The organism is Bradyrhizobium genosp. L (assembly GCF_015624485.1).
Lineage (GTDB): Bacteria > Pseudomonadota > Alphaproteobacteria > Rhizobiales > Xanthobacteraceae > Bradyrhizobium.
The window spans coordinates 6,048,166-6,067,182 of record NZ_CP061378.1 but is presented as its reverse complement, the minus strand read 5'-3'; the positions used below and the strand labels follow the sequence as shown (position 1 = coordinate 6,067,182).

General features: G+C 65.9%; 19 protein-coding genes and 1 tRNA gene. 9 read left to right on the top strand and 11 right to left on the bottom strand.

The window, feature by feature from the left end; translation table 11 throughout:
• Positions 1 to 164: 164 nt before the first annotated feature.
• Positions 165 to 2,606, top strand: coding sequence for a bifunctional diguanylate cyclase/phosphodiesterase (locus IC762_RS28835; RefSeq protein ID WP_195785547.1), 2,442 nt, complete (start codon positions 165 to 167; stop codon positions 2,604 to 2,606).
• A 219-nt stretch (positions 2,607 to 2,825) separates the two neighbouring features.
• On the opposite strand, the gene IC762_RS28830 is transcribed toward IC762_RS28835, so the two are convergent.
• Entirely contained in the window at positions 2,826 to 3,209 is a 384-nt protein-coding gene (locus IC762_RS28830; protein WP_195785546.1) for a hypothetical protein, read from the bottom strand.
• Between the two features lie 183 nt (positions 3,210 to 3,392).
• Between IC762_RS28830 and IC762_RS28825 the strand changes: the two genes are divergently transcribed.
• Entirely contained in the window at positions 3,393 to 3,548 is a 156-nt protein-coding gene (locus IC762_RS28825; RefSeq protein WP_195785545.1) for a hypothetical protein, read from the top strand.
• Positions 3,549 to 3,581: 33 nt separating this feature from the next.
• On the opposite strand, the gene flbD is transcribed toward IC762_RS28825, so the two are convergent.
• The 7 genes from flbD to IC762_RS28790 all read right to left on the bottom strand — a co-directional run bounded on the left by flbD (position 3,582) and on the right by IC762_RS28790 (position 10,815).
• Positions 3,582 to 4,967 (bottom strand): sigma-54-dependent transcriptional regulator FlbD, encoded by a 1,386-nt coding sequence (gene flbD, locus IC762_RS28820; protein ID WP_195785544.1) that lies wholly within the window; start codon positions 4,965 to 4,967, stop codon positions 3,582 to 3,584.
• Between the two features lie 53 nt (positions 4,968 to 5,020).
• Positions 5,021 to 5,371, bottom strand: a complete 351-nt coding sequence (gene fliN / locus IC762_RS28815) for a flagellar motor switch protein FliN (protein ID WP_195785543.1) — start codon at positions 5,369 to 5,371, stop codon at positions 5,021 to 5,023.
• Between the two features lie 20 nt (positions 5,372 to 5,391).
• Positions 5,392 to 6,015 carry a FliH/SctL family protein gene (locus tag IC762_RS28810; RefSeq protein WP_195785542.1) on the bottom strand — a complete coding sequence of 208 codons (624 nt, stop codon included), beginning with the start codon at positions 6,013 to 6,015 and terminating at the stop codon, positions 5,392 to 5,394.
• A complete protein-coding gene (fliG, locus tag IC762_RS28805) occupies positions 6,015 to 7,100 on the bottom strand; it encodes a flagellar motor switch protein FliG (RefSeq protein WP_195785541.1) in 1,086 nt (361 codons plus the stop codon). Before fliG ends, IC762_RS28810 begins: the two co-directional genes overlap by 1 nt.
• Position 7,101: 1 nt before the next feature.
• Positions 7,102 to 8,721 (bottom strand): flagellar basal-body MS-ring/collar protein FliF, encoded by a 1,620-nt coding sequence (gene fliF, locus IC762_RS28800; RefSeq protein ID WP_195785540.1) that lies wholly within the window; start codon positions 8,719 to 8,721, stop codon positions 7,102 to 7,104.
• A gap of 177 nt (positions 8,722 to 8,898) precedes the next feature.
• Positions 8,899 to 9,174: a DUF1153 domain-containing protein gene (locus IC762_RS28795; protein WP_002714638.1), complete on the bottom strand. Its 276-nt coding sequence runs from the start codon at positions 9,172 to 9,174 to the stop codon at positions 8,899 to 8,901.
• 348 nt (positions 9,175 to 9,522) lie between these two features.
• A complete protein-coding gene (locus IC762_RS28790) occupies positions 9,523 to 10,815 on the bottom strand; it encodes an IS4 family transposase (protein ID WP_210338395.1) in 1,293 nt (430 codons plus the stop codon).
• A 308-nt stretch (positions 10,816 to 11,123) separates the two neighbouring features.
• Between IC762_RS28790 and IC762_RS28785 the strand changes: the two genes are divergently transcribed.
• Positions 11,124 to 11,900, top strand: coding sequence for an alpha/beta fold hydrolase (locus IC762_RS28785; RefSeq protein WP_195785539.1), 777 nt, complete (start codon positions 11,124 to 11,126; stop codon positions 11,898 to 11,900).
• A gap of 207 nt (positions 11,901 to 12,107) precedes the next feature.
• Here the strand turns inward: IC762_RS28785 and IC762_RS28780 are convergent, their stop codons facing one another.
• Positions 12,108 to 12,329 (bottom strand): DUF6894 family protein, encoded by a 222-nt coding sequence (locus tag IC762_RS28780; protein WP_195785538.1) that lies wholly within the window; start codon positions 12,327 to 12,329, stop codon positions 12,108 to 12,110.
• Positions 12,330 to 12,505: 176 nt separating this feature from the next.
• Between IC762_RS28780 and IC762_RS28775 the strand changes: the two genes are divergently transcribed.
• A complete protein-coding gene (locus tag IC762_RS28775) occupies positions 12,506 to 12,679 on the top strand; it encodes a hypothetical protein (protein ID WP_195785537.1) in 174 nt (57 codons plus the stop codon).
• Positions 12,680 to 12,967: 288 nt separating this feature from the next.
• Here the strand turns inward: IC762_RS28775 and IC762_RS28770 are convergent, their stop codons facing one another.
• Positions 12,968 to 13,678, bottom strand: coding sequence for a flagellar hook assembly protein FlgD (locus tag IC762_RS28770; RefSeq protein ID WP_195785536.1), 711 nt, complete (start codon positions 13,676 to 13,678; stop codon positions 12,968 to 12,970).
• Positions 13,679 to 13,687: 9 nt separating this feature from the next.
• Positions 13,688 to 15,241, bottom strand: a complete 1,554-nt coding sequence (locus IC762_RS28765) for a flagellar hook-length control protein FliK (RefSeq protein ID WP_195785535.1) — start codon at positions 15,239 to 15,241, stop codon at positions 13,688 to 13,690.
• 400 nt (positions 15,242 to 15,641) lie between these two features.
• On the opposite strand from IC762_RS28765, the gene mnmA reads away from it, so the two are divergent.
• The 5 genes from mnmA (at position 15,642) to IC762_RS28740 (ending at position 18,994) form a co-directional block, all read left to right on the top strand.
• Positions 15,642 to 16,826 (top strand): tRNA 2-thiouridine(34) synthase MnmA, encoded by a 1,185-nt coding sequence (gene mnmA / locus IC762_RS28760; protein ID WP_195785534.1) that lies wholly within the window; start codon positions 15,642 to 15,644, stop codon positions 16,824 to 16,826.
• A gap of 21 nt (positions 16,827 to 16,847) precedes the next feature.
• Positions 16,848 to 17,486, top strand: a complete 639-nt coding sequence (locus IC762_RS28755; RefSeq protein WP_195785533.1) for a class I SAM-dependent methyltransferase — start codon at positions 16,848 to 16,850, stop codon at positions 17,484 to 17,486.
• A gap of 53 nt (positions 17,487 to 17,539) precedes the next feature.
• Positions 17,540 to 17,908, top strand: a complete 369-nt coding sequence (locus tag IC762_RS28750; RefSeq protein ID WP_195785532.1) for a hypothetical protein — start codon at positions 17,540 to 17,542, stop codon at positions 17,906 to 17,908.
• Between the two features lie 116 nt (positions 17,909 to 18,024).
• Positions 18,025 to 18,101 (top strand) — tRNA-Met (locus IC762_RS28745).
• 449 nt (positions 18,102 to 18,550) lie between these two features.
• Positions 18,551 to 18,994: a CBS domain-containing protein gene (locus IC762_RS28740; RefSeq protein ID WP_195785531.1), complete on the top strand. Its 444-nt coding sequence runs from the start codon at positions 18,551 to 18,553 to the stop codon at positions 18,992 to 18,994.
• Positions 18,995 to 19,017: the final 23 nt, after the last annotated feature.

Below are 19,017 nucleotides of genomic sequence, written 5' to 3'. Positions count from 1 at the left end.
TTGTCGCGCTCTATGCTAATGGTCGGTGGGGCGAGTGTGCGTTAGCGTTTGGTTGGGGACCAATGGCCGTTAGCAGATTGCCGCAAGGGCAGGCACCCGCAGGGGAAGCGCGTCGCCGCTGGCATGAGGAACGGTCGCTGCGCTCCGCCATCCGGATGGCCCGCATGGGCTACTGGGAATCGCACAGCGCGGCTGCGACCGATTTCTGGATATCGCCCGAGTTCGCCGCCTTCTACGAATTCGAGACGATCGACGGCTTCATCCCGATCGCCACGGTGCACGCGCGCTATTTGCCTGAAAGCCGGACCGTTCTCGAAGCGCATTACGCGGCCTGCTGGGCGGAGGGGAAGCCGTATGCGGTGCAGACGCGGCTCCGCAGGCCCGATGGCAGCGTGCTCGACTGTGTGGTGCACGGCGAAGCGGAATTCGACGCGTGCGGCGAGGTCCGGCGCGTGTCCGGCATTGTCCGCGACGTCACGGTGGAGACCTCTGCGCTGCGGCGCCTGGCGGAGAGCGAGCAGCGGCTCGCCGATTTTGTCAGCACGGCATCGGATTGGTGCTGGGAGAGCGACGCCCAGCATCGCCTGCTGCCCTATCCCAAATTGCTCGACGGCAATGCGGCCTTCCAGACGGTCGCCTCCGGCGGCAGCGCACGTTGGGAACTGGCTTACGCGCCCGAGGACGAGGAAGGCATGGCGCGGCACCGCGCCGACATGGAGGCCTATCGCCCTTTCCGCGACTTCACCTATACGGTGATCGGACAGGACGGATCGCGTGTCAGTATCTCGACCAGCGGCAAGCCGATCTTCGCCGATGACGGCGTCTTTCTCGGCTATCGCGGCACGGCCAGCGACATCACCCAGCTCCGAGCGGCCAAGGCGCTGCTCGACCAGCGCACACGGGCGCTGGAGGAAGCCCACCAGCTCGGCAAGATCGGCACCTGGAGCTATCGGCTGGACGGCGGCCGCACGGTCTGGGCGCCCGAACTCTACCAGCTGCTCGGTTTCGACCCGGATACGTTCGAGCCGACCGATGAGACCATGCGGCCCTATTTTGTGGGTGACGACGCCGACCGTTTCCGCAACGTCCAGAAACGGGTCGTCCGCACCCGCAGGACCGAAGCTACGGATCTGCGCATCCTGCATGCGGACGGCACGCCCCGCGATCTGGCGGTGATCTGCAAGGCCGAGCTCGCGCACGACAAGGTCATCGGCATCATCGGCACCGTGCAGGACGTGACGGAGCGGAAGGAGGCCGAGCGCCAGCTCGAGCAGCTCGCCTACAGCGATCCATTGACCGGCCTCGCCAATCGCGCGCTGTTCAAGCGCCAGCTTGCCGCCCTGATCGAAGGCTGTGCCCTGGACGGCCGGGTCGGCGCGCTGCTGCTCATCGACCTCGACCGCTTCAAGGAGGTCAACGATTCCCTCGGCCATGCCGCCGGCGACGAATTGCTGATCCGGGTGGCGGCGGTGCTGCGGCAGGAGTTGGGGCCGCGCGCCTTCATCGCCCGGCTCGGCGGCGACGAATTCGCCGTGCTGGCGGAGGGATGCGGCACGTCCGATGCCGCGCTGACCGGGCTTGCCGATCGGCTGATCGGCAGGCTGTCCGGCCCCGTCGATCTGAGCGAGGGCGAAGCCTTCGTCGGCGCCACCATCGGCATCGCCCGCCTGCCGGAGCATGGGGCGACCGCGGAAACCGCCGTGCGCAACGCCGACCTCGCGCTCTATATGGCCAAGGAGGCCGGGCGCGGCCGCGCGCAACTGTTCGAGCCGGTCTATGCCCAGGCGGTCGATCAAAGGCTCGATCTCGCGCGGCATCTGCGCCACGCCGTGGAAACCGGCGCTCTGCACGCCCATTACCAGCCGCAGGTGGATATGAAGACCGGTCACGTTACCGGCTTCGAGGCGCTGCTGCGGTGGACCCATCCCGAGCGCGGGCCGATCTCGCCGGAGGAGTTCATCCCGATCGCCGAAAGCTCCGGGCTGATCGTCGATCTCGGCCTGTGGGTGCTGCGCGAAGCCTGCCGGCAGGGCCGTGCCTGGCTGGATGCCGGGCTGCCGCGGCGCACCGTCTCGGTCAACGTCTCGCCGGCGCAGATCTGGAGCGCGGATTTCGAGATGGCCGTGGCTTCGGTGCTGGCCGAGACCGGCTTTCCGGCGGAGCTCCTGTGCCTGGAGCTGACCGAGAGCCTGTTCGTGGATCATACCGAGCAGCGGATCAGTCGCACGCTGACGGCGCTCTCCGGTCTGGGGGCCCGGCTGGCGCTGGACGATTTCGGCTCGGGCTATTCCTCGCTCGGCTATCTGACGCGCCTGCCCTTCGACCGGCTCAAGGTGGACCGGGCCTTCGTGGACGGCATCTCCACCGCCCCGGAGAAGCGCAAGCTGCTCGGCGGCATCATCGCCCTCGCGCACGGGCTCGGCATGACCGTCGTGGCGGAGGGCGCCGAGCTACAGGCCGAACTGGATGTGCTCGGCGGCCTCGATTGCGACGTGGTGCAGGGCTTCGTCTTTTCTCCGCCCGTCGCCCCCGACAAGGCGCCGCTGGTAGCCGTCCGCATCGAGCGCGAAGCGTGGCGGATCCAGCTGAAGCGGGCCAGCGTCTAATTTAGCGCATTTTCTTCCCGCGAACTGGTATCCACTTCGCTCGAAAACGCTTTGGCTGAAAATCGCAGTCAGCGACGCTGGCGAGTCGATGATGATGTTGCTTTCGCCTGCCGCAGCCCGGACCACTGTGATCTGTTATTGAGGCATCTCCCGATGCTTCAGAAATCCCGCCCATCCCGCATCGGGCGCGGGATGGGGCCTTCGCTTGAAACGATATCGTCAGAACACCGCGGTGAGCGTCGCGGGCGTATCGATGATCACCGTGCTGCCGCGGACGTTGGACCAGACGCCCGTAATGACCTGCGGTTTGTTGCCAAGCGGAACACCGACGACCAGCGTCGTCGGAACCCGGCCCGTGGACTGTGGGACCTGCTCGTTGTAGGTAAAACCGGCCACGACAGGCGACACCGCGCCATTGATGTTGATGCCGAAGTTACCGCCCGGGGTATTGTTACCCGTCGCATACGGAAATGGAATGTTGAGAACGACGATCGCAATGGTGCCCACCCCCTCAGGGATCGTGAGGGTGAGGCCCGGAATGGACGTCCAGGAGCTCGAATTGGTCGTGTGGGTGCCGGCGGCGGACTGCGCATAAAGAGCCATATCTCTCTCCAGTTGTTAAAAAAGTAAAAGCAATAGGAGATTGAGTACGGCAACTGCGCGCAAGATTCAAGAGAGCAAGATTCAAGCGATGAAACGGCGATGGCGCAGCGCGGCATGTTGCCGGTGGCGCTCAAGCAGGCCAGGGATTAAAAGCCCGGGATGTTTCGCAGACGTGACGGTTCGATGAAGCGCGCCGGAGCCATTCTATTCTATGTCGTAGGCCTGCTCGCCGTCGGCTATCTCGCGCTCTATGCCTATGCGGCATTCAGCGGCCGCACCATCACGCCCGGCGATCCGATCCGGATATTCCGCAAGCCTGACGCGCCGAGCTATTCGTGACGCGGCGAGGCGGCCGCGCCTGCGTTCCGTCGCTCAGCCCGCCGTCGCCAGCCGCTGATAGTCGCCTGCGCCGTTGCCGGCGGGCGTGATCGGGATGCCGCCGTCGGCATATTCGTTCAGCTTGTTGCGCAGCGTGCGGATCGAGATGCCGAGGATGTTGGCGGCGTGGGTGCGGTTGCCGAGGCAGTGCTTCAGCGTCTCCAGGATCAGGTCGCGCTCGACATCGGCGACGGTGCGGCCGACCAAGGCGCGGGTGACCTGCTCGGCCGCCAGCGTCGCATGCGCCACCGCGGGCGCGGTCTTGGCGAGGTCGAGGCGGTCGCCGTCGGGGGTCAGGATTGCGTCCGCGCCGATCTCGTCGCCCTGCGCCATCAGCACCGAGCGGTGGATGGTGTTCTCCAGCTCGCGGACATTGCCCTGCCAGCGGTTGCTGGTCAGCACCTTGCGCGCTTCGGCCGAGATCGGGCGCACCGGCACGCCGTTGGCCTCGGCGTATTTCTTGGCGAAATGCTGCGCCAGCTCCAGGATATCGGCCGGGCGGTCGCGCAGCGGCGGGATCTTCAGATTGACCACGTTGAGGCGAAACAGCAAATCCTCGCGGAACGTGCCATCGCGCACCGCCTCGCTCAGATTGCGGTTCGAGGTCGCGATGATCCGGATATCCACCGGCACGGGCTTGGTGCCGCCGACCCGGTCGATCACCCGTTCCTGGATCGCGCGCAACAGCTTGGACTGCAGGCGGACGTCCATCTCGGAGATTTCGTCGAGCAGCAGCGTGCCGCCGGTCGCCTCCTCGAACTTGCCGATGCGGCGGGCGACCGCGCCGGTGAACGCGCCCTTCTCGTGGCCGAACAGCTCGGATTCCAGCAGGTGCTCGGGGATCGCCGCGCAGTTGATCGAGATGAACGGCCGCTTGGCGCGAGCCGAGCGGGCGTGCACGTAGCGCGCCAGCACCTCCTTGCCGGTGCCGGACTCGCCGGTGATCATCACCGATGCATCCGAGCCGGCGATCTGCTGCGCGAGCTTGATCACCCGGCCCATCGCCTCGTCGCGCCACACCAGGTCGCGGGCGTCGTTGGCGACCGCGGCGAGCACGGCTGCGATCAATTCGGGATCCGGCGGCAGCGGGATGTATTCCTTGGCGCCGGCGCGGATCGCGGCGACCGCGGCGCGGGCGTCGCTGGTTATGCCGCAGGCGACGATCGGCACGTGGATGTGCTCGGCCTCGAGCCGCATCACGAGGTCGCGGATGTCGAGGCCGACATCGACCAGCAGCAGGTCGGCGCCCTTGCCGCCGCGCACCACATGCATCGCCTGTTCGGCGGTCTCCGCGTGGGTCACGGTGGCGCCGTTCTCCATCGCGATCTTGGTGGCGGTGGTGAGCTGGCCCTTCAGGGTGCCAACGATGAGAAGCCGCATGATAGTCTCCTGTCCGTCTGGTCGCGCGAATCCCGCGCGCTACCGTTGAATTGTTAAGAGCGGTCCGCCTTGATGATTTCGGTCATGGTCACGCCGAGCTTGTCTTCCACCAGCACCACTTCGCCACGCGCCACCAGGCGGTTGTTGACATAGATGTCGATCGCCTCGCCGACGCGGCGGTCGAGCTCGAGCACGGTGCCGGGTCCGAGCTTGAGCAGGTCGCCGACGTCCATCTTGGAGCGGCCGAGCACCGCCGAGACCTGCACCGGCACGTCGAACACGGCCTCGAGGTCGGCGGCGATGCGCGAGGCATGTTCGTCCTCGTTGTAGCCGACGTCGTCGATGCCGGGCGCATCCGAGGAGTTGAGGTCGGGAAGCGGGACGTGGGTGTCGGTGTCGCTCATGGTCTGTCCTCGTTTCTCCGTCAGCCGGGCTGACCGCGGGACGCCAGATAGCGCCCGACCAGTTCGTTGATCTTCGCTTCGATCGCGGCGCGCTCCAGCACCACGCCGCCGTCGGCCCATTCGATCCGGCAGTCGCCGGTCGCGATCGAAGGCTCGGCCAGGATCACCAGCCGGCCCTCGAAACCGCTCTGCGCCGCCAGCCGCTCGATATTGTCGCGCGCCGCGTCGTACAGCGCGTCGTTGATGCGGACCACCAGATGCGGGGTCGCCACCAGATGCGAGAAGCAGTCGCTGACCAGCGCGGTGACCTCGCCGAGCGGCTCGCGGGCGACCAATTCGGAACAGAGCTTGCGGGCGACTGCGACCGCGACGTCGACCGCCTCGGTTTCCATCCGCGTCTCGACGCCGGCAAAGCGCGCGGCGATACCGTTGATCGCGGCGCCGATCTGCTCCAATGCCAGCGCCGCGCGGCGGTCGCTCTCGACCTTGGCCTCGCGCAGCGCCGCCTCATGGCCGGCGCGGTAGGCGCGCGCTTCGGCATCGGCGATCTTCTGCGCCATCTCGGCCGGCGTCGGCGCCCGTTCGCGGGCGCGGTCGGGCGCCGAGAAATCGTTGTCGAACATGAATTTTGCGGGCGCGGCCATCAGTACACCAGCTCGTCGTCGGCGCGGTTCTTGGTCAGCGTGATCTCGCCGCGCGCGGCCATGTCTTTGGCGAGGTTGACCAGCAGCGCCTGCGCCTCGTCGACGTCGCGCAGCCGAACCGGGCCCATCGCGGCCATGTCGTCCATCAGCATCTTGCCGGCGCGGGAAGACATGTTGCCGAGGAAGAAGGCGCGCACCTCCTCGTTGGCGCTCTTCAGCGCAACCCCGAGCTTGTCCTTGTCGACATTGCGCATCAGGGTCTGCGCCGAGGCGGCGTCGAGCTTGATCAGGTCGTCGAAGGTGAACATCAGCGCCTTGATGCGCTCGGCGGATTCGCGGTTCTCTTCCTCGAGCGAGGTGATGAAGCGGGTCTCGGTCTGGCGGTCGAAATTGTTGAAGATCTCCGCCATCACCTCATGGGCGTCGCGGCGGCGGGTCTGCGAGAGGTTGGACATGAACTCGGTGCGCAGCGTCTGCTCGACCCGCTCGATGACTTCCTTCTGCACCGCTTCCATCCGCAGCATGCGGCCGACCACGTCGAGCGCGATGTCCTCGGGCAGGATCGCGAGCACGCGCGCGGCGTGCTCCGGCTTCAGCTTCGAGAGCACCACGGCGATGGTCTGCGGGTACTCGTTCTTGAGGTAGTTGGCGAGCACCTCTTCCTGGACGTTGGAGAGCTTCTCCCACATGTTGCGGCCGGCGGGGCCTCGGATCTCGTCCATGATGCCGGCGACGCGCTCGGTCGGCAGGTATTGCTGCAGCAGCCGCTCGGTGGCGTCGAAATTGCCCATCAGCGCACCCGACGCCGACATCCGCGACACGAATTCGACCATCAGGTCCTCGACCGTGTCGGCCTCGACGGTGCCGAGCGTCGACATGTGCGAGGACAGCTCGCGCACCTCGTCGTCGTCGAGCATCGACCAGATCTTGCCGCCATACTGCTCGCCGAGCGCGAGCATCAGGATCGCGGCGCGCTTCGGGCCGGACAGCGGCTTGCTCTTGGGGCGGCCGTTCTGGCGGCTGCCCAGCGTCGACAGCACGTTGGTGATGTCGTTGGTGTTGGTGGTCTGCGGGACGGCGGCCATCTCAACCCTCCGCAGGTTCGCTCAGCCATTGACGAACAATGGCGACGGTTTCGTTCGGGTTGCGCTCGGCGAGCTCGCCGACCCGGTGCACGGCCTGGGCGTGGACTTGGCCCTGGATCTGGGCGACGTCGATGCGCTGCGCGGCGGCGCTGTTGCTCGGGATCAGGGCCTGGCCGGTGGCTGCAGTGCCTTCGGAGGCTTCGGCCAGCGCGGGGGCGGGCACCAGCGCGGGGAGAGCGTCGACCGCCACGATGCGCTTGACCAGCGGGCGGACCACCATGAACAGCACGACCAGGCCGAGCATCATCATGACGCCGAGCTCGATGACGTACATCACGTCGTCCTTGGTGAACTGCAGCATGCCGAGGAAGCCGGTCGGCTCGATGATCGGCTGCGCGGTCGGCGGCTCGGCGAAGCGGAGATTGACCACCTCGACCTGGTCGCCGCGCTTCTGGTCGAAGCCGATCGCGGAGCGCACCAGGGCGGCGATGCGGTCGAGCTGCTCCTTGGGACGGTCCTGATAGACGAGCTCGCCCTTCTCGTTCTTGGAGTAGGCGCCGTCGACCAGCACCGCGACCGAAATCCGGTTGACCCGGCCGGCCTCGGTCACCTCGGTCTTGGTGGTGCGGGAAATCTCGTAATTGTTGGTTTCCTCGCTCTTCTTGCTCTGGTCCTTGGCGCGCGCCGCGTTGTCGCCGTTCTGGTTGCCCGGCAGCTCGTTGTTGACGGTGACCTGGCCGCTATTGTCGGCGGTGGCGCTGCTTTCTTCCCGGGTCTGGCTCGAGCGCAGCACCCGGCCCTCGGGGTCGAACTTGTCCGAGGTCTCGGTGATCTTGTTGAAGTCGAAATCGGCCGACAGCTCGACCCGGGCGCGCCCGGAGCCGACCACCGAGGAGACGATGTCCTCGACCTGCTTGCGCATCCGCTTCTCGAAGGCGGTGCGGCGCTCGTCGCCGGCTGACGCATCGGCATCGGTGGCGGCGCCGTCGGCCAGCAACTGTCCGGCCTCGTCGACGATCGAGACCCGCTGCGGCTTCAGCCCGTTGACGGCGGAGGCCACGACGTGGCGGATGGCGCGGATCTGCTGCGGCTCCAGCGCGCCGCGCACCCGGAGCACGATCGAGGCCGACGGCTCCGGCGTCTCGCGCGAGAACAACGGCCGCTCCGGCAGCACCAGGTGGACGCGCGCGGCCTGGACCTTGTCGATGCCGCGGATGGTGCGGGCAAGCTCGCCCTCCAGCGCGCGCAAATGATTGATGTTCTGGACGAAGCTCGTGGTGCCCAGGGCATCAGATTTATCGAAGATCTCGTAGCCGACGCCGCCGCCCTTGGGCATGCCGCCCTCGGCGAGCTTCATCCTGAGCCGCGTCACTTTGTCCTTCGGCACCATGATGATGGCGCCGTCATTGCGCAGCTCGTACGGGATCGCCTGGCGCTCCAGCTCCTTGATGATCCCCGAGGAATCCTCGGTCGACAGGTCGGTGAACAGGGTGGTCATCTGCGGCGTGGTGACGCGCATGATGACGAAGGCGAAGAAGCCGATCAGGGCTGCGGTGACCGCAACCATGGCCGTGAGACGGGCCGCACCAAGACCTCTCAGGAAAGCAACCAGACTTTGCACCAACAGCCCCCAGGCAGCATGCGGCCCCTCGGGGGTCCGACTGGGCAATTATTGCCTAGGGTATGGTTTCCATCTGGTTAACGAAGATTAAGAACCGCGGCAAAAACGCGGACATGAAAAAAACCGGCTTCGCGAAGCGAGACCGGTTTTCATCAAATGCAACCTTTTGCGCGAGGTTTACTGCCGATACTGCTGGATACGTGTGGTGCGCAGCCCGGCCAGACCGTGTTGGTCGATCGAGAACTGCCAGGAAAGGAATTCGTCGACGGTCAGCGTGTAGCGGCTGCATGCTTCCTCGAGGGAAAGCAGGCCTCCGCGGACCGCGGCTACGACCTCGGCCTTGCGGCGGATCACCCACCGTTTGGTACCGGGGGCCGGCAGGTCGGCTATCGTCAACGGGCTGCCGTCAGGCCCGATGACGTATTTCACCCTCGGGCGATGGGGTTCTGTCATGGTGTACTCACAAACTCTCAACCACTGAACTCGCAGGAGGTAACCTACGCCTGCCGGTTTAAAATTTGCCTAAGCCCAAGGCTTCAATACGATTCTCGTTGGAACTGCCGGGAACAGGGGGCAGTCGAGGCGTATTTGAGGGGTCGCGGATGCTTTGCGCGCTGCGTCAGGCAGTGGCGCAAGGGGCGCCCCTCTCCCTAACCCTCCCCCGCAAGGGGGGAGGGAACCCGCCCGCCGGTGGCTGCCTGACAGATGTCGCTGATGAATTTCGGAAGCAATCAAGCAACGGAGAGCAACATTGCGCACGTAAGGTGAGGAGGCCGGTCAGGCTCCCTCCCCCCTTGCGGGCTAGGGGATTCCCGGATTTTGTGACTGTGTAGCAAGGGCATAGCCGTCGAGTGTTGCGGCAAGGCGGTTCCAGCCGTCGCGCATGGTCTTTGGTCCTGGAGGCTTGTAGTAGCAATTCCATCCGCCGAGACGGGCCGCGATCCATGAGACGAAGGCAAGCGAGCCGATAGGATGCGGGTTTTTCTGCCGTAGCGTTTTGCCCTCGAGCTTTTTTGACAGGTGCTCGAGCGCGACGGCGAAGCTTTCGTCAATGACATCGGTTGCCGGGCGGAGGCTGCCGTCTCTGGCATCGACAAGCTGGATCGTCCGAATCGCGCCAGCGAGCGCGATGGCGGTCAGATTAAACATCCGCTCGGCGTCGACGACTTGGCTGTCGTCGAGGGCCAAGCCGTCGCTCTTGAGGGCGCGGAAGACTTGTTCGATGCGCCAGCGCAAGCGATAGAGGCGGACGACGTGTTCAGCCTCGGTCGCACAAGTGACGGTGCGGGTCGTGAGTAGGCGCCACAACAACGGCGTCTTGCCTGACGGCGCATCGACCTCTCGTGCTTCCACCAAGGTGAGTTCGACGCTGCCGGCCGCCTCGGATTGCCCCAGACTTTGTGAGCGGGCGATGTGCACCGAGCCCGCGCGGAGTTCGACGGTCGCGACGCGCCCTTTGTCACCAGGCCCGCGCGGCGCCACGCGGACCTCGCTTCTGCTCAGCACTTCAGCACTGGCAAGCGCCCCAAAGAGCGTTCCCCCACCGAGCAAAGATCGATCCTGACCGGCGCGCACGATCAGATCGAGCCGCTCCGGTTTGCGGGCAAACAGCAGGTAAATGTCGCTTTCGCGATCGGCCACCATTGTCACCTCGGCGGCATCGGACAGCACGCTTGCCGTGGCCTGACAGCCCAACAGCCAACGCGCCGATTCCTTATCCTCGATCGCGCGATTGCGGCGCGACGTGACGCGATCCGCAGACCGCGTCCAGATCGCCGCATCGACAAGACCGACCACGGCTTCGCTTTCGATATCGACGGCAATCACTGGATGGATGAAGAAGCCAGGGGTTTGGCCATCGCCGGCAGGTCCGAAGCCCCGCCGCTTCTTGTCACGACCGCCAAAATTGATCTCGGTCGTGTCCTGGACAGCCAGAATGCGGCGACCGGCGCATTGAACCGCAGTCCGCCCGGCCAACGTTTCCACAATCCGATCGACCGAAACATGGGGCGAAGACAGAAACCGATGCACGGCCTTCTCGCCCGCGCGCGTCTCCCCCAATTTGCGTAGCACCAGCGTCCCCGCCGTCGCCACCCGCTCGATCAGCCAATCAGCCCGCTCCGCAACCCGAACATCGCCAAAAGACATCGCAGGCCTCTCGTCCAAACAGGTCGAAAGGCCTTGAATCACATTCACAAACTCCGGGGAATCACTTTCGGGGCTCCCGTAGCCCCTTGCGGGGGAGGGTTGGGGAGAGGGGTGGCCCCGGGCGAGATGATTGACGGAAGCGTCCTCTCGCAATTTCGCGAGCGCGTAACCCCGAGCCCTCTGCCTGCGTAGGAGAGATTGTCCGTCCACAAAGGTGGGCACGCAATCGACCGCACAATAATGGACTCGATGTCATGATGATGAACAGACGCACTTTCTCGACTGCCTTGCTCGCCGGCGCCGCGGCTTCACTCGTCTCCACGCGCGGCATGGCCGCCACCCCGCCGGTGAAGGCGCGTAATGTCGTGCTGGTGCACGGGCTGTTCGCCGACGGCTCGTGCTGGACCGAGGTCATTCCGTTGTTGCAGGCGGCCGGGCTCAACGTGACGTCGGTGCAGAATCCCCTGACCACGCTGCCCGACGCTGTCGCCTCGGCGCAGCGCGTGCTCGATCGCCAGGATGGCCCGACGGTTCTGGTCGGCCATTCCTTCTCCGGCATGATCGTCACCGAAGCTGGCGTCCATTCGAACGTTTCCGCGTTGGTCTATGTCGCCGCACGCGCGCCCGATGCCGGCGAGGACTACACCGCACTGGCCAAGACCTATCCGACGCCGCCGGCAAGCGCCGGCATCGTGTTCGATGGCGACGAGGGCCGACTGAGCGAAGCGGCGTTCCTGCGCGACTTCGCCGGCGACCTGCCGGAAGCCAGGGCCAAGGTGCTCTACGCGGTGCAGCAGCCGTTCCACAAACAACTCCTGGCCGGCAAGACCACGCAGGCGGCCTGGCGCAGCAAGCCGAGCTTCTATGCCGTCTCGACCGAGGACCGCACCATCAACCCGGATCTCGAGCGCTTCATGGCGAAGCGGATGGGCGCCACCACGATCGAGGTGAAGGCAAGCCATCTCGCGCTGATCTCGCAGCCCGCAGCGATCGCGCGGCTGATCCTCGACGCCGCGGGCGTAGCGACGTGACGGCGACGCGTGCCAGCCGTCGCCCTGTGACGGCTGTCGCGATCAGTGTGCGCTCATGGCCATGGCGATGACCGCCAGCGTCAATGTGACGACCGGCGCCAGGCTGACGGCGCCGACGATCATGATGTCGTTCTTGAAATCGTCATTCATCATCTGCTCCGCTCAAGGGTCAGCTCCGCTCAAGGGTCGCGAGAAAGACGTTGCCTCTCACACCGTCGTCGAGGCGAGAGGGACCTGGAAGAGCTCGTTGTCCGCTTCATCTCGAACCGAGATGCAGTTGCCGTCGCGAACCATCTCGGGCTTCTCGGTCCCAATTCGGTGCGCAATGAAATTCGCATGCGCCTCCGCCTCTCTGGCGTCGGCACATTGGTGACCGAGGACATCATGGGCGGGGATATCGCCTGCAAGGTGAAAGAAATATTTGGGCATCGTGATCAGCTCGCCATCATGCGGAGACCGGCCTTTGTCATTCCGGCGGCAACGCATGGCTTACGGGGAGGTTGCTAGCTTCGCGTACCGGAAGGACGAGCGGGGCAGCGCACATCCGGACAGGGAACCAGCTGCGGCCTCAGGGGAACTTTCCGCGCTGATATGCGTTGATTTGCATGGATTATCAAAGGAAACCCAAGCCTTCTCCTGAAGAGAAGGCCCTGCTGGCCGAGCAACGCCGCAAGGATGCAGAGGCAGCGATCGCCGAACGCAGTCGAGCCGACGCGGCGTTCAGGGCCAATTACGAACGTCTCAAGGCCGAGCGGCTGGCGCGGGAAGAGAGCGACTGATCGCGCGACGGGCGCGCTCGCTTCACCCGCTTCAACCGGGCGACCCAATACGCTGCGGCCTATCGGCTCAAGCATAACTGCCTCTGGAATACTGGATCACCCGCATGCGCGGGTGATGACACCGCGGTGGTGGTTGGTGAATCGAGAACTACCCACAGCGTCGTCCTGGCGAAAGCCAGGACCCATTACCCCGAATCTAGATTACCGCGCGACGCTGGGGCTACAGCGCGCTTCAACAACGCAACCCTGTGGCTATGGGTCCTGGCTTTCGCAAGGACGACGGCGCAATCAGCTCGCGCTCTGCACCGTGCGCACCACGCGCTTGATCTTGTCGGTGGTGTAGGTTTGTCCGCCGATCGAAAGCAGCGGCGGCGAGGCGGTGAGGTCGACGGAATCGACCATGCCCTGGATCTCGGTCGAGATCGCGACGTCGTTGCCCTTGGAGTCCTTGCCGGTGGCGGTCAGGGTGTAGGTGCCGGGCGGCCACTGCGTGCCGTCATTGCCCTTGCCGTCCCAGACGAAGCTGGCATTGCCCTGCTTCAGGTTGAAATTGCCGGAATAGGCGGTTTGGCCGGTCGAGCTCGTGATCGTGACGGTGGCGTTGTTGGCCTCGGTCGCGACCAAATTCCAGGTCGCCGACTTGTCGAACTGCGCCTTGCTGCCGTCGACGGCGACCGTGTTGCCGACATAGACCAGCGCCTGGGTCGATTGCGCGCTCTTCTCGATCTCGATCAGCGACTTCAATTGGTCGTTCGACTTGAGCTGCTGCTCGACGCCGGCGAACTGCACGAGCTGTTGGGTGAACTGGTTGGTGTCGAGCGGGTCGAGCGGGTTCTGGTTCTGCAGCTGCGTCGTCAGCAGCGTCAGGAAGGTCTGGAAATTGTCCGCGATCCCCTGCGTCGAGGTCGACGCGCTCTTGCTGCTGCTGCTGGAGCTCGATCCGCTATTGGTGCTCGGCGCGGAAACCACCGGTGTCGGCATGGTTGCATCGACGGCCATCGAAACTCCTCACACTCTGATGTCGACGCCGCCCAGCGCGCTGGCCGCACGTCCGTAGGAGCGACCGGCGGTGGCGGCGGACACGCTGTCGTCGTCGCTGACGATCAGGCGGTGCGAATTCGGGTTCTGCTGCTGCTGGCTGTTGTTGTTCTGGCCCGATTGCGACTGGTCGCGCAGGCTGAACTGCAGTCCGCTGTTGCCGGTCGAGAGGCCGGCATTGTCGAGCGCGCGCTGCAACTGGCTGGAGTCCTGGCGCAGCAACTGCAACGTCTCCGGCCGGTCGACGGTAAGATGCGAGGTGACCTGGCCGTTGCGATCGACGTCGATGCGGACATCGATGCGGCCGAGTTCGGCCGGGTCGAGCTGGATATCGAACCGGCTCTTGCCGCTCCGCGCCGAGGCGGTGATCTGCATCGCAAGGCCTGCGAGCGGCACCGCGGCGCTCTGCGATGCCGCCGTCACGGTCAATTGCGGTGTCGCGGTCGGCGTGACCTGTGTCGGCGTCAGCTGTGCCTGAAGAGCGTTCGCGGCCTGCGCGCTGGCGTCGGGCGTATTGAGCTGCGTCTGCGCGTTCGCGGCGGCGTGGCCATTGCCGGCCGGCGCCGGCGTCGCATTGCCGCCGGCGTCGGCCTTGACGGCATCGGAGGCGCCACTGTCGGCCTGCGCCTTGCTGGTCACGGCTGCCGTCTGGGTGACGCCGGAGACGACCGTGGTCGGCGTGGCGGCGTTGGCGTTGGCGTTGCCGTTTGGATCGGCCGCCGCGGCGGCCTTGCCATCCTTCGCAGCCGCTGGAGCTGCGGGTTGCGCCGCGGTCCTGGTGGCGGGCGTGCCGGTCGCGACGGTGGCGGCGAGCGCGCCGCCGGTGATGGCGCTGCCTGCGGCGGTCGCCGCGCCTTGCGCCGTTGCGGCGTCCGCGGTGGAGATGAGCTGGGTTTCGGACTTGGCGCCGGCCGCCTTGGCGACATTGCCTGCGTTGGCCGTGGCGGTTGCGGTGGTTGCCGCCTGCGCGCCGGCAGCGGCGCCGGTGCCTCCGATCGCCGAGCTTGCCGCAATCGCGGCCGCGGCGATCGCGAGCGGTGCGGCCGGCTGGTCGGACGAGGTGGCGGTTGCCGCGGTATTTGCCGGTGCGGCCGTAGCAGCAACTGCAGCGGCGGCAGCGGCCGCCGCGCTGGATGGATCCTGCGCGGCGCCGGGCTGACCCGGTGCCGCGGTCGCAGCCTGGTCGGTGGAGTCGGAGCCGTCGGATTTCGACGTCGACTTCGATTTGTCCTTGCGCGAACTGCTGCGGCTGCCGTCGACCTTGCCGTCGTCCTGCGACGAGGCGGAGCTGCTGGAATTGTCCGTCGCGGGGGCGGACGCCGAACTGTCGGGCGGCGGCGTATCCGAGGTCGACGGATCGTCGGTCCGGCGCCACGGTGGGGTTTGCGTGCTCGAATTGTCGTACGAGCGGGTGTCGTTGGCGGCAGCCGTGTTGCCGTCGACCAGCGCGGCAAAGCTGTCATTGCTCGCCTGCGCGGTCAGATCCGGACGGGAAGAGCGCGCTATCGCGCTCTGAAAAGACACATGTGTTTCCGACGTGACGCTGACCACGGCCCAACCCCGAGAATGAGACTTCCAGCCTCCAGTCAGCAAGGACTGGGCCAGCATGCGGAACTAGATAATATCTAGCTATTTCAGGTATTTATCTGACGCTGGAACCCTTTCCGGAAGGGTTCCGCGCGGTCTCCTTTTTGCCCGGCGGCAAGATTTGCCCGTCACGCGGGGCGGCCCCGTGGCTTGCCCTGATTGCCTCCCCGGAATACGGCCTATATTAAAGGCGGGCCTTCGACGCGTCCCGAACCGACCCATCCGGCCTTGGATGCGTTCTTTGGACGCGTTCAAGTCCCTCTGGACAAAGACTTCTTTCAATTCCCGTCGCGGGGCGCCAAAAGCTCGTCGCGACAGAGATCAATGACCCCTTAAGATGCTCAACGATTTGGATCTCCAAGGCCGCCCTGAGGACACACGGATCGTGGTCGCCATGTCTGGCGGCGTCGACTCCTCGGTGACCGCTGCGCTTTTGAAGTCGCAGGGCTACGACGTGGTCGGGATCACGCTGCAGCTCTACGACCACGGCGCGGCGACCCATCGCAAGGGCGCCTGCTGCGCCGGCCGCGACATCCATGATGCGCGCAATGTCGCCGAGCGGATCGGCATCCCGCATTACGTGCTCGACTATGAGAGCCGCTTCAAGGAATCCGTGATCGACAATTTCGCCGACAGCTACGCGCTCGGCGAGACGCCGGTGCCGTGCATCGAGTGCAACCGTTCGGTCAAGTTCCGCGATTTGCTGTCGACCGCACGCGAGCTCGGCGCGCAGGCGCTCGCCACCGGGCATTATGTCGCCTCGCGCCGGCTGGCCGACGGGTCGCGCGCGCTGGTCTGCGCCGCCGATGCCGATCGCGACCAGAGCTACTTCCTGTTCGCGACCACGCGCGAGCAGCTCGACTTCCTGCGCTTTCCGCTCGGCGACATGACCAAGCCGCAAGCCCGCGAGCTGGCGCGGCGCTTCGGCCTCGAGGTCGCCGACAAGCAGGACAGCCAGGACATCTGCTTCGTGCCGACCGGCCGCTACACCGACATCATCGGACGGCTGAAGCCGAACGCGATCGCGCCGGGCGAGATCGTCGACCTCGACGGCAACGTGATCGGCCGGCACCAGGGCATCGTTCATTTCACAGTCGGCCAGCGCAAGGGGCTCGGCATCGCGTCCGGCCATCCGCTCTATGTGGTCAAGCTCGATGCGGCGACGCGCCGTGTCGTGGTCGGGCCGCGCGAGGCGCTGCGCATGGACCGCATCGCGTTGCGCGACGTCAACTGGATCGGCGACGGCGCATTGGATCGCGTGATCGGCGACGGCATCGAGATCCATGTCCGGGTCCGCTCGACGCGCGCGCCGCAGCCGGCCTGGCTGCGCGCCGCCGATGGCGGCTACGAGGTCGAGCTCGTCGCCGGCGAGGAGGGCGTCTCGCCCGGCCAGGCCTGCGTGTTCTACGACGCGGCCTCGGGGCAGGCGCGCGTGCTGGGCGGCGGCTTCATCAAGAGCGCGAGCGCGAGCCGTGTTGCGCGCGCTGTGCCACGCGATGCAATGGCAACGCTCGCAGAATAGAGAAAAGGCGTCGGGGCAGGGATGGCTGGGGACATCGACCGCGAGGGGGTCGAAAAGGCGTATGGGCGCTGGGCGCCGGTCTACGATCTCGTGTTCGGCAAGGTGTTCGATCAGGGCCGGCAGTCGACGATCGCAGAGGCCGATCGGATCGGCGGGCGCGTGCTCGATGTCGGCGTCGGCACCGGCCTGTCGCTGTCGGACTATGCGCGCACCACGAAACTCTATGGCGTCGATATCTCGGCGCCGATGCTGCGGCGGGCGCTCAAGCGTGTGCGCGCACTCAGCTTGAGCAATGTCGAGATGCTGGCGGTGATGGACGCCAAGAACCTGGCATTTTCAGATGCGTTCTTCGACGCGGTGGTCGCGCAATACGTCATCACCGCGGTGCCGGATCCTGAGGCGACGCTCGACGATTTCATCCGCGTGCTGAAGCCCGGCGGCGAGTTGATCCTGGTCAATCACATCGGCGCCGAGAGCGGGCCGCGCCGGGCCTTCGAGCTCGCCTTCGCGCCGCTGGCGCGGCGGCTCGGCTGGCGGCCGGAATTTCCGTGGGCCCGGCTGACCGATTGGGCGGCGCGGCATGGCGGCGTCAGCCTCGCGGAACGGCGGCCGATGCCGCCGATGGGGCATTTCTCGCTGATCCGTTTCCGCAAAACGTGAGGCTGCGACCAATTTGACGGGGAACATCCGCGCGGTGTCGCGGTTTTCCCGGCATGAGATTGAACCGCACCCTCGCGCTGTCCTGCGCCTTGATGGCGTTGCCCGCGATCGCCGTAGCCCAGGCGCCGCCGGCGCCCGCAACGCCGCCGGCCCAGACTGCGCCGCCGCAGCCGGCACGGACCGCGAATTGCGCCCCGATGCGAGAGCCGTCGCATCCGGGCGCGGCGGCGCCGGACGGAACCACGACCGGTCAAGGCAGCAGCCAGCCGCTCGGCGACAAGCTCGCCAAATCCGACGGGGTGCTGTGCCCGCCCGCGAGCGTCGATCCGGAGATCCGCGCGCCAACCCCGGAAGGCGGCAACACCCCGGTGATTCCGCCGCCCGGCAGCCCCGGTGGCGACCCCTCGGTGAGACCGAAATAACGCCTGTCTCCAATATGTTGTGGCGAGGGCCGGGTTTGCTTGACAGGCGCGGCCCCCACTCTTTATATCCCGCCCGTTCGCACCCGCGGCCGCTCGGCCGTCGATCGCGACGCCCTGGCGGGGTAGCTCAGCTGGTTAGAGCACGGGAATCATAATCCTGGGGTCGGGGGTTCAAGTCCCTCTCCCGCTACCATTTTCATTGAAGACAAATGTGCGTCCCGATCCGGGCCATCAGATGGTCCCGAATTTTCACTTCGCATTTTTCCCGGGCTTTCGCGGCAGAACGATCACGGTCTTCACCAACGACCGAGCTTGAAGCGCCGAACTGCCTGAAGGTGCAATTCCATCGCGCTTGTCTGCTTGGGGCCGGTTGCTCGTTCCGTCTCAAGCCTCACCGCTCCCGCGCGCGATGAAGCAAGTCGGCGGCTTCTGCGTCCGCAATCAGTCCCTTTGCCGGGGCTTCGAAGTGGAAGTAATGAAGGTGCTGCAGGGTTACGCATCGAAGCGGTGAAAATCCCGCCGCCTGGATCGGTGGCAGGCTTCGCCGGCGACATCGGCGCGGTGCTGACAGGGCGAGATATTTCGACTAACCTTCAACGCGGACCATGACGCCGGCAGGACGGGGCCGACGAGGGGAGGTCGATGAGCACAGTCAAAAATGCTCTGGCCCAGAAGAAGGGCGCCCTGATCCATGTCCGTTCCGGCGACATGGTCGTCGAAGCCTTGCGCCAGATGCGCGACAACCGGGTCCGGTCGGTGCTGGTCATCGACGACGACGTGCTGGTCGGTATCGTGACCCAGGGTGATTGCGCCATCAAAGTACTGCTGCCCGGGCTCGATGCGAAGCAGACGCCGGTGGCTCAAGTGATGACGGGCAAGCCGGTTACGGTCAAACCGGACGATCCGCTGGACGGCTGCATGGCCTTGATGGCTGCGCGCGGCTTTCGCCATCTGCCGGTGCTGGACGCGGGCAAGGTCGTGGGCGTGATCTCGATCGGAGACGTCGTCAAGAACATCATCCGGGATTTGGAGCACAATTTGGGCGACCTGATGGGCTACATCATGAAGGACGGCCCCGGCGGCTGACAGACGAACCGCGGTGCCGTCGC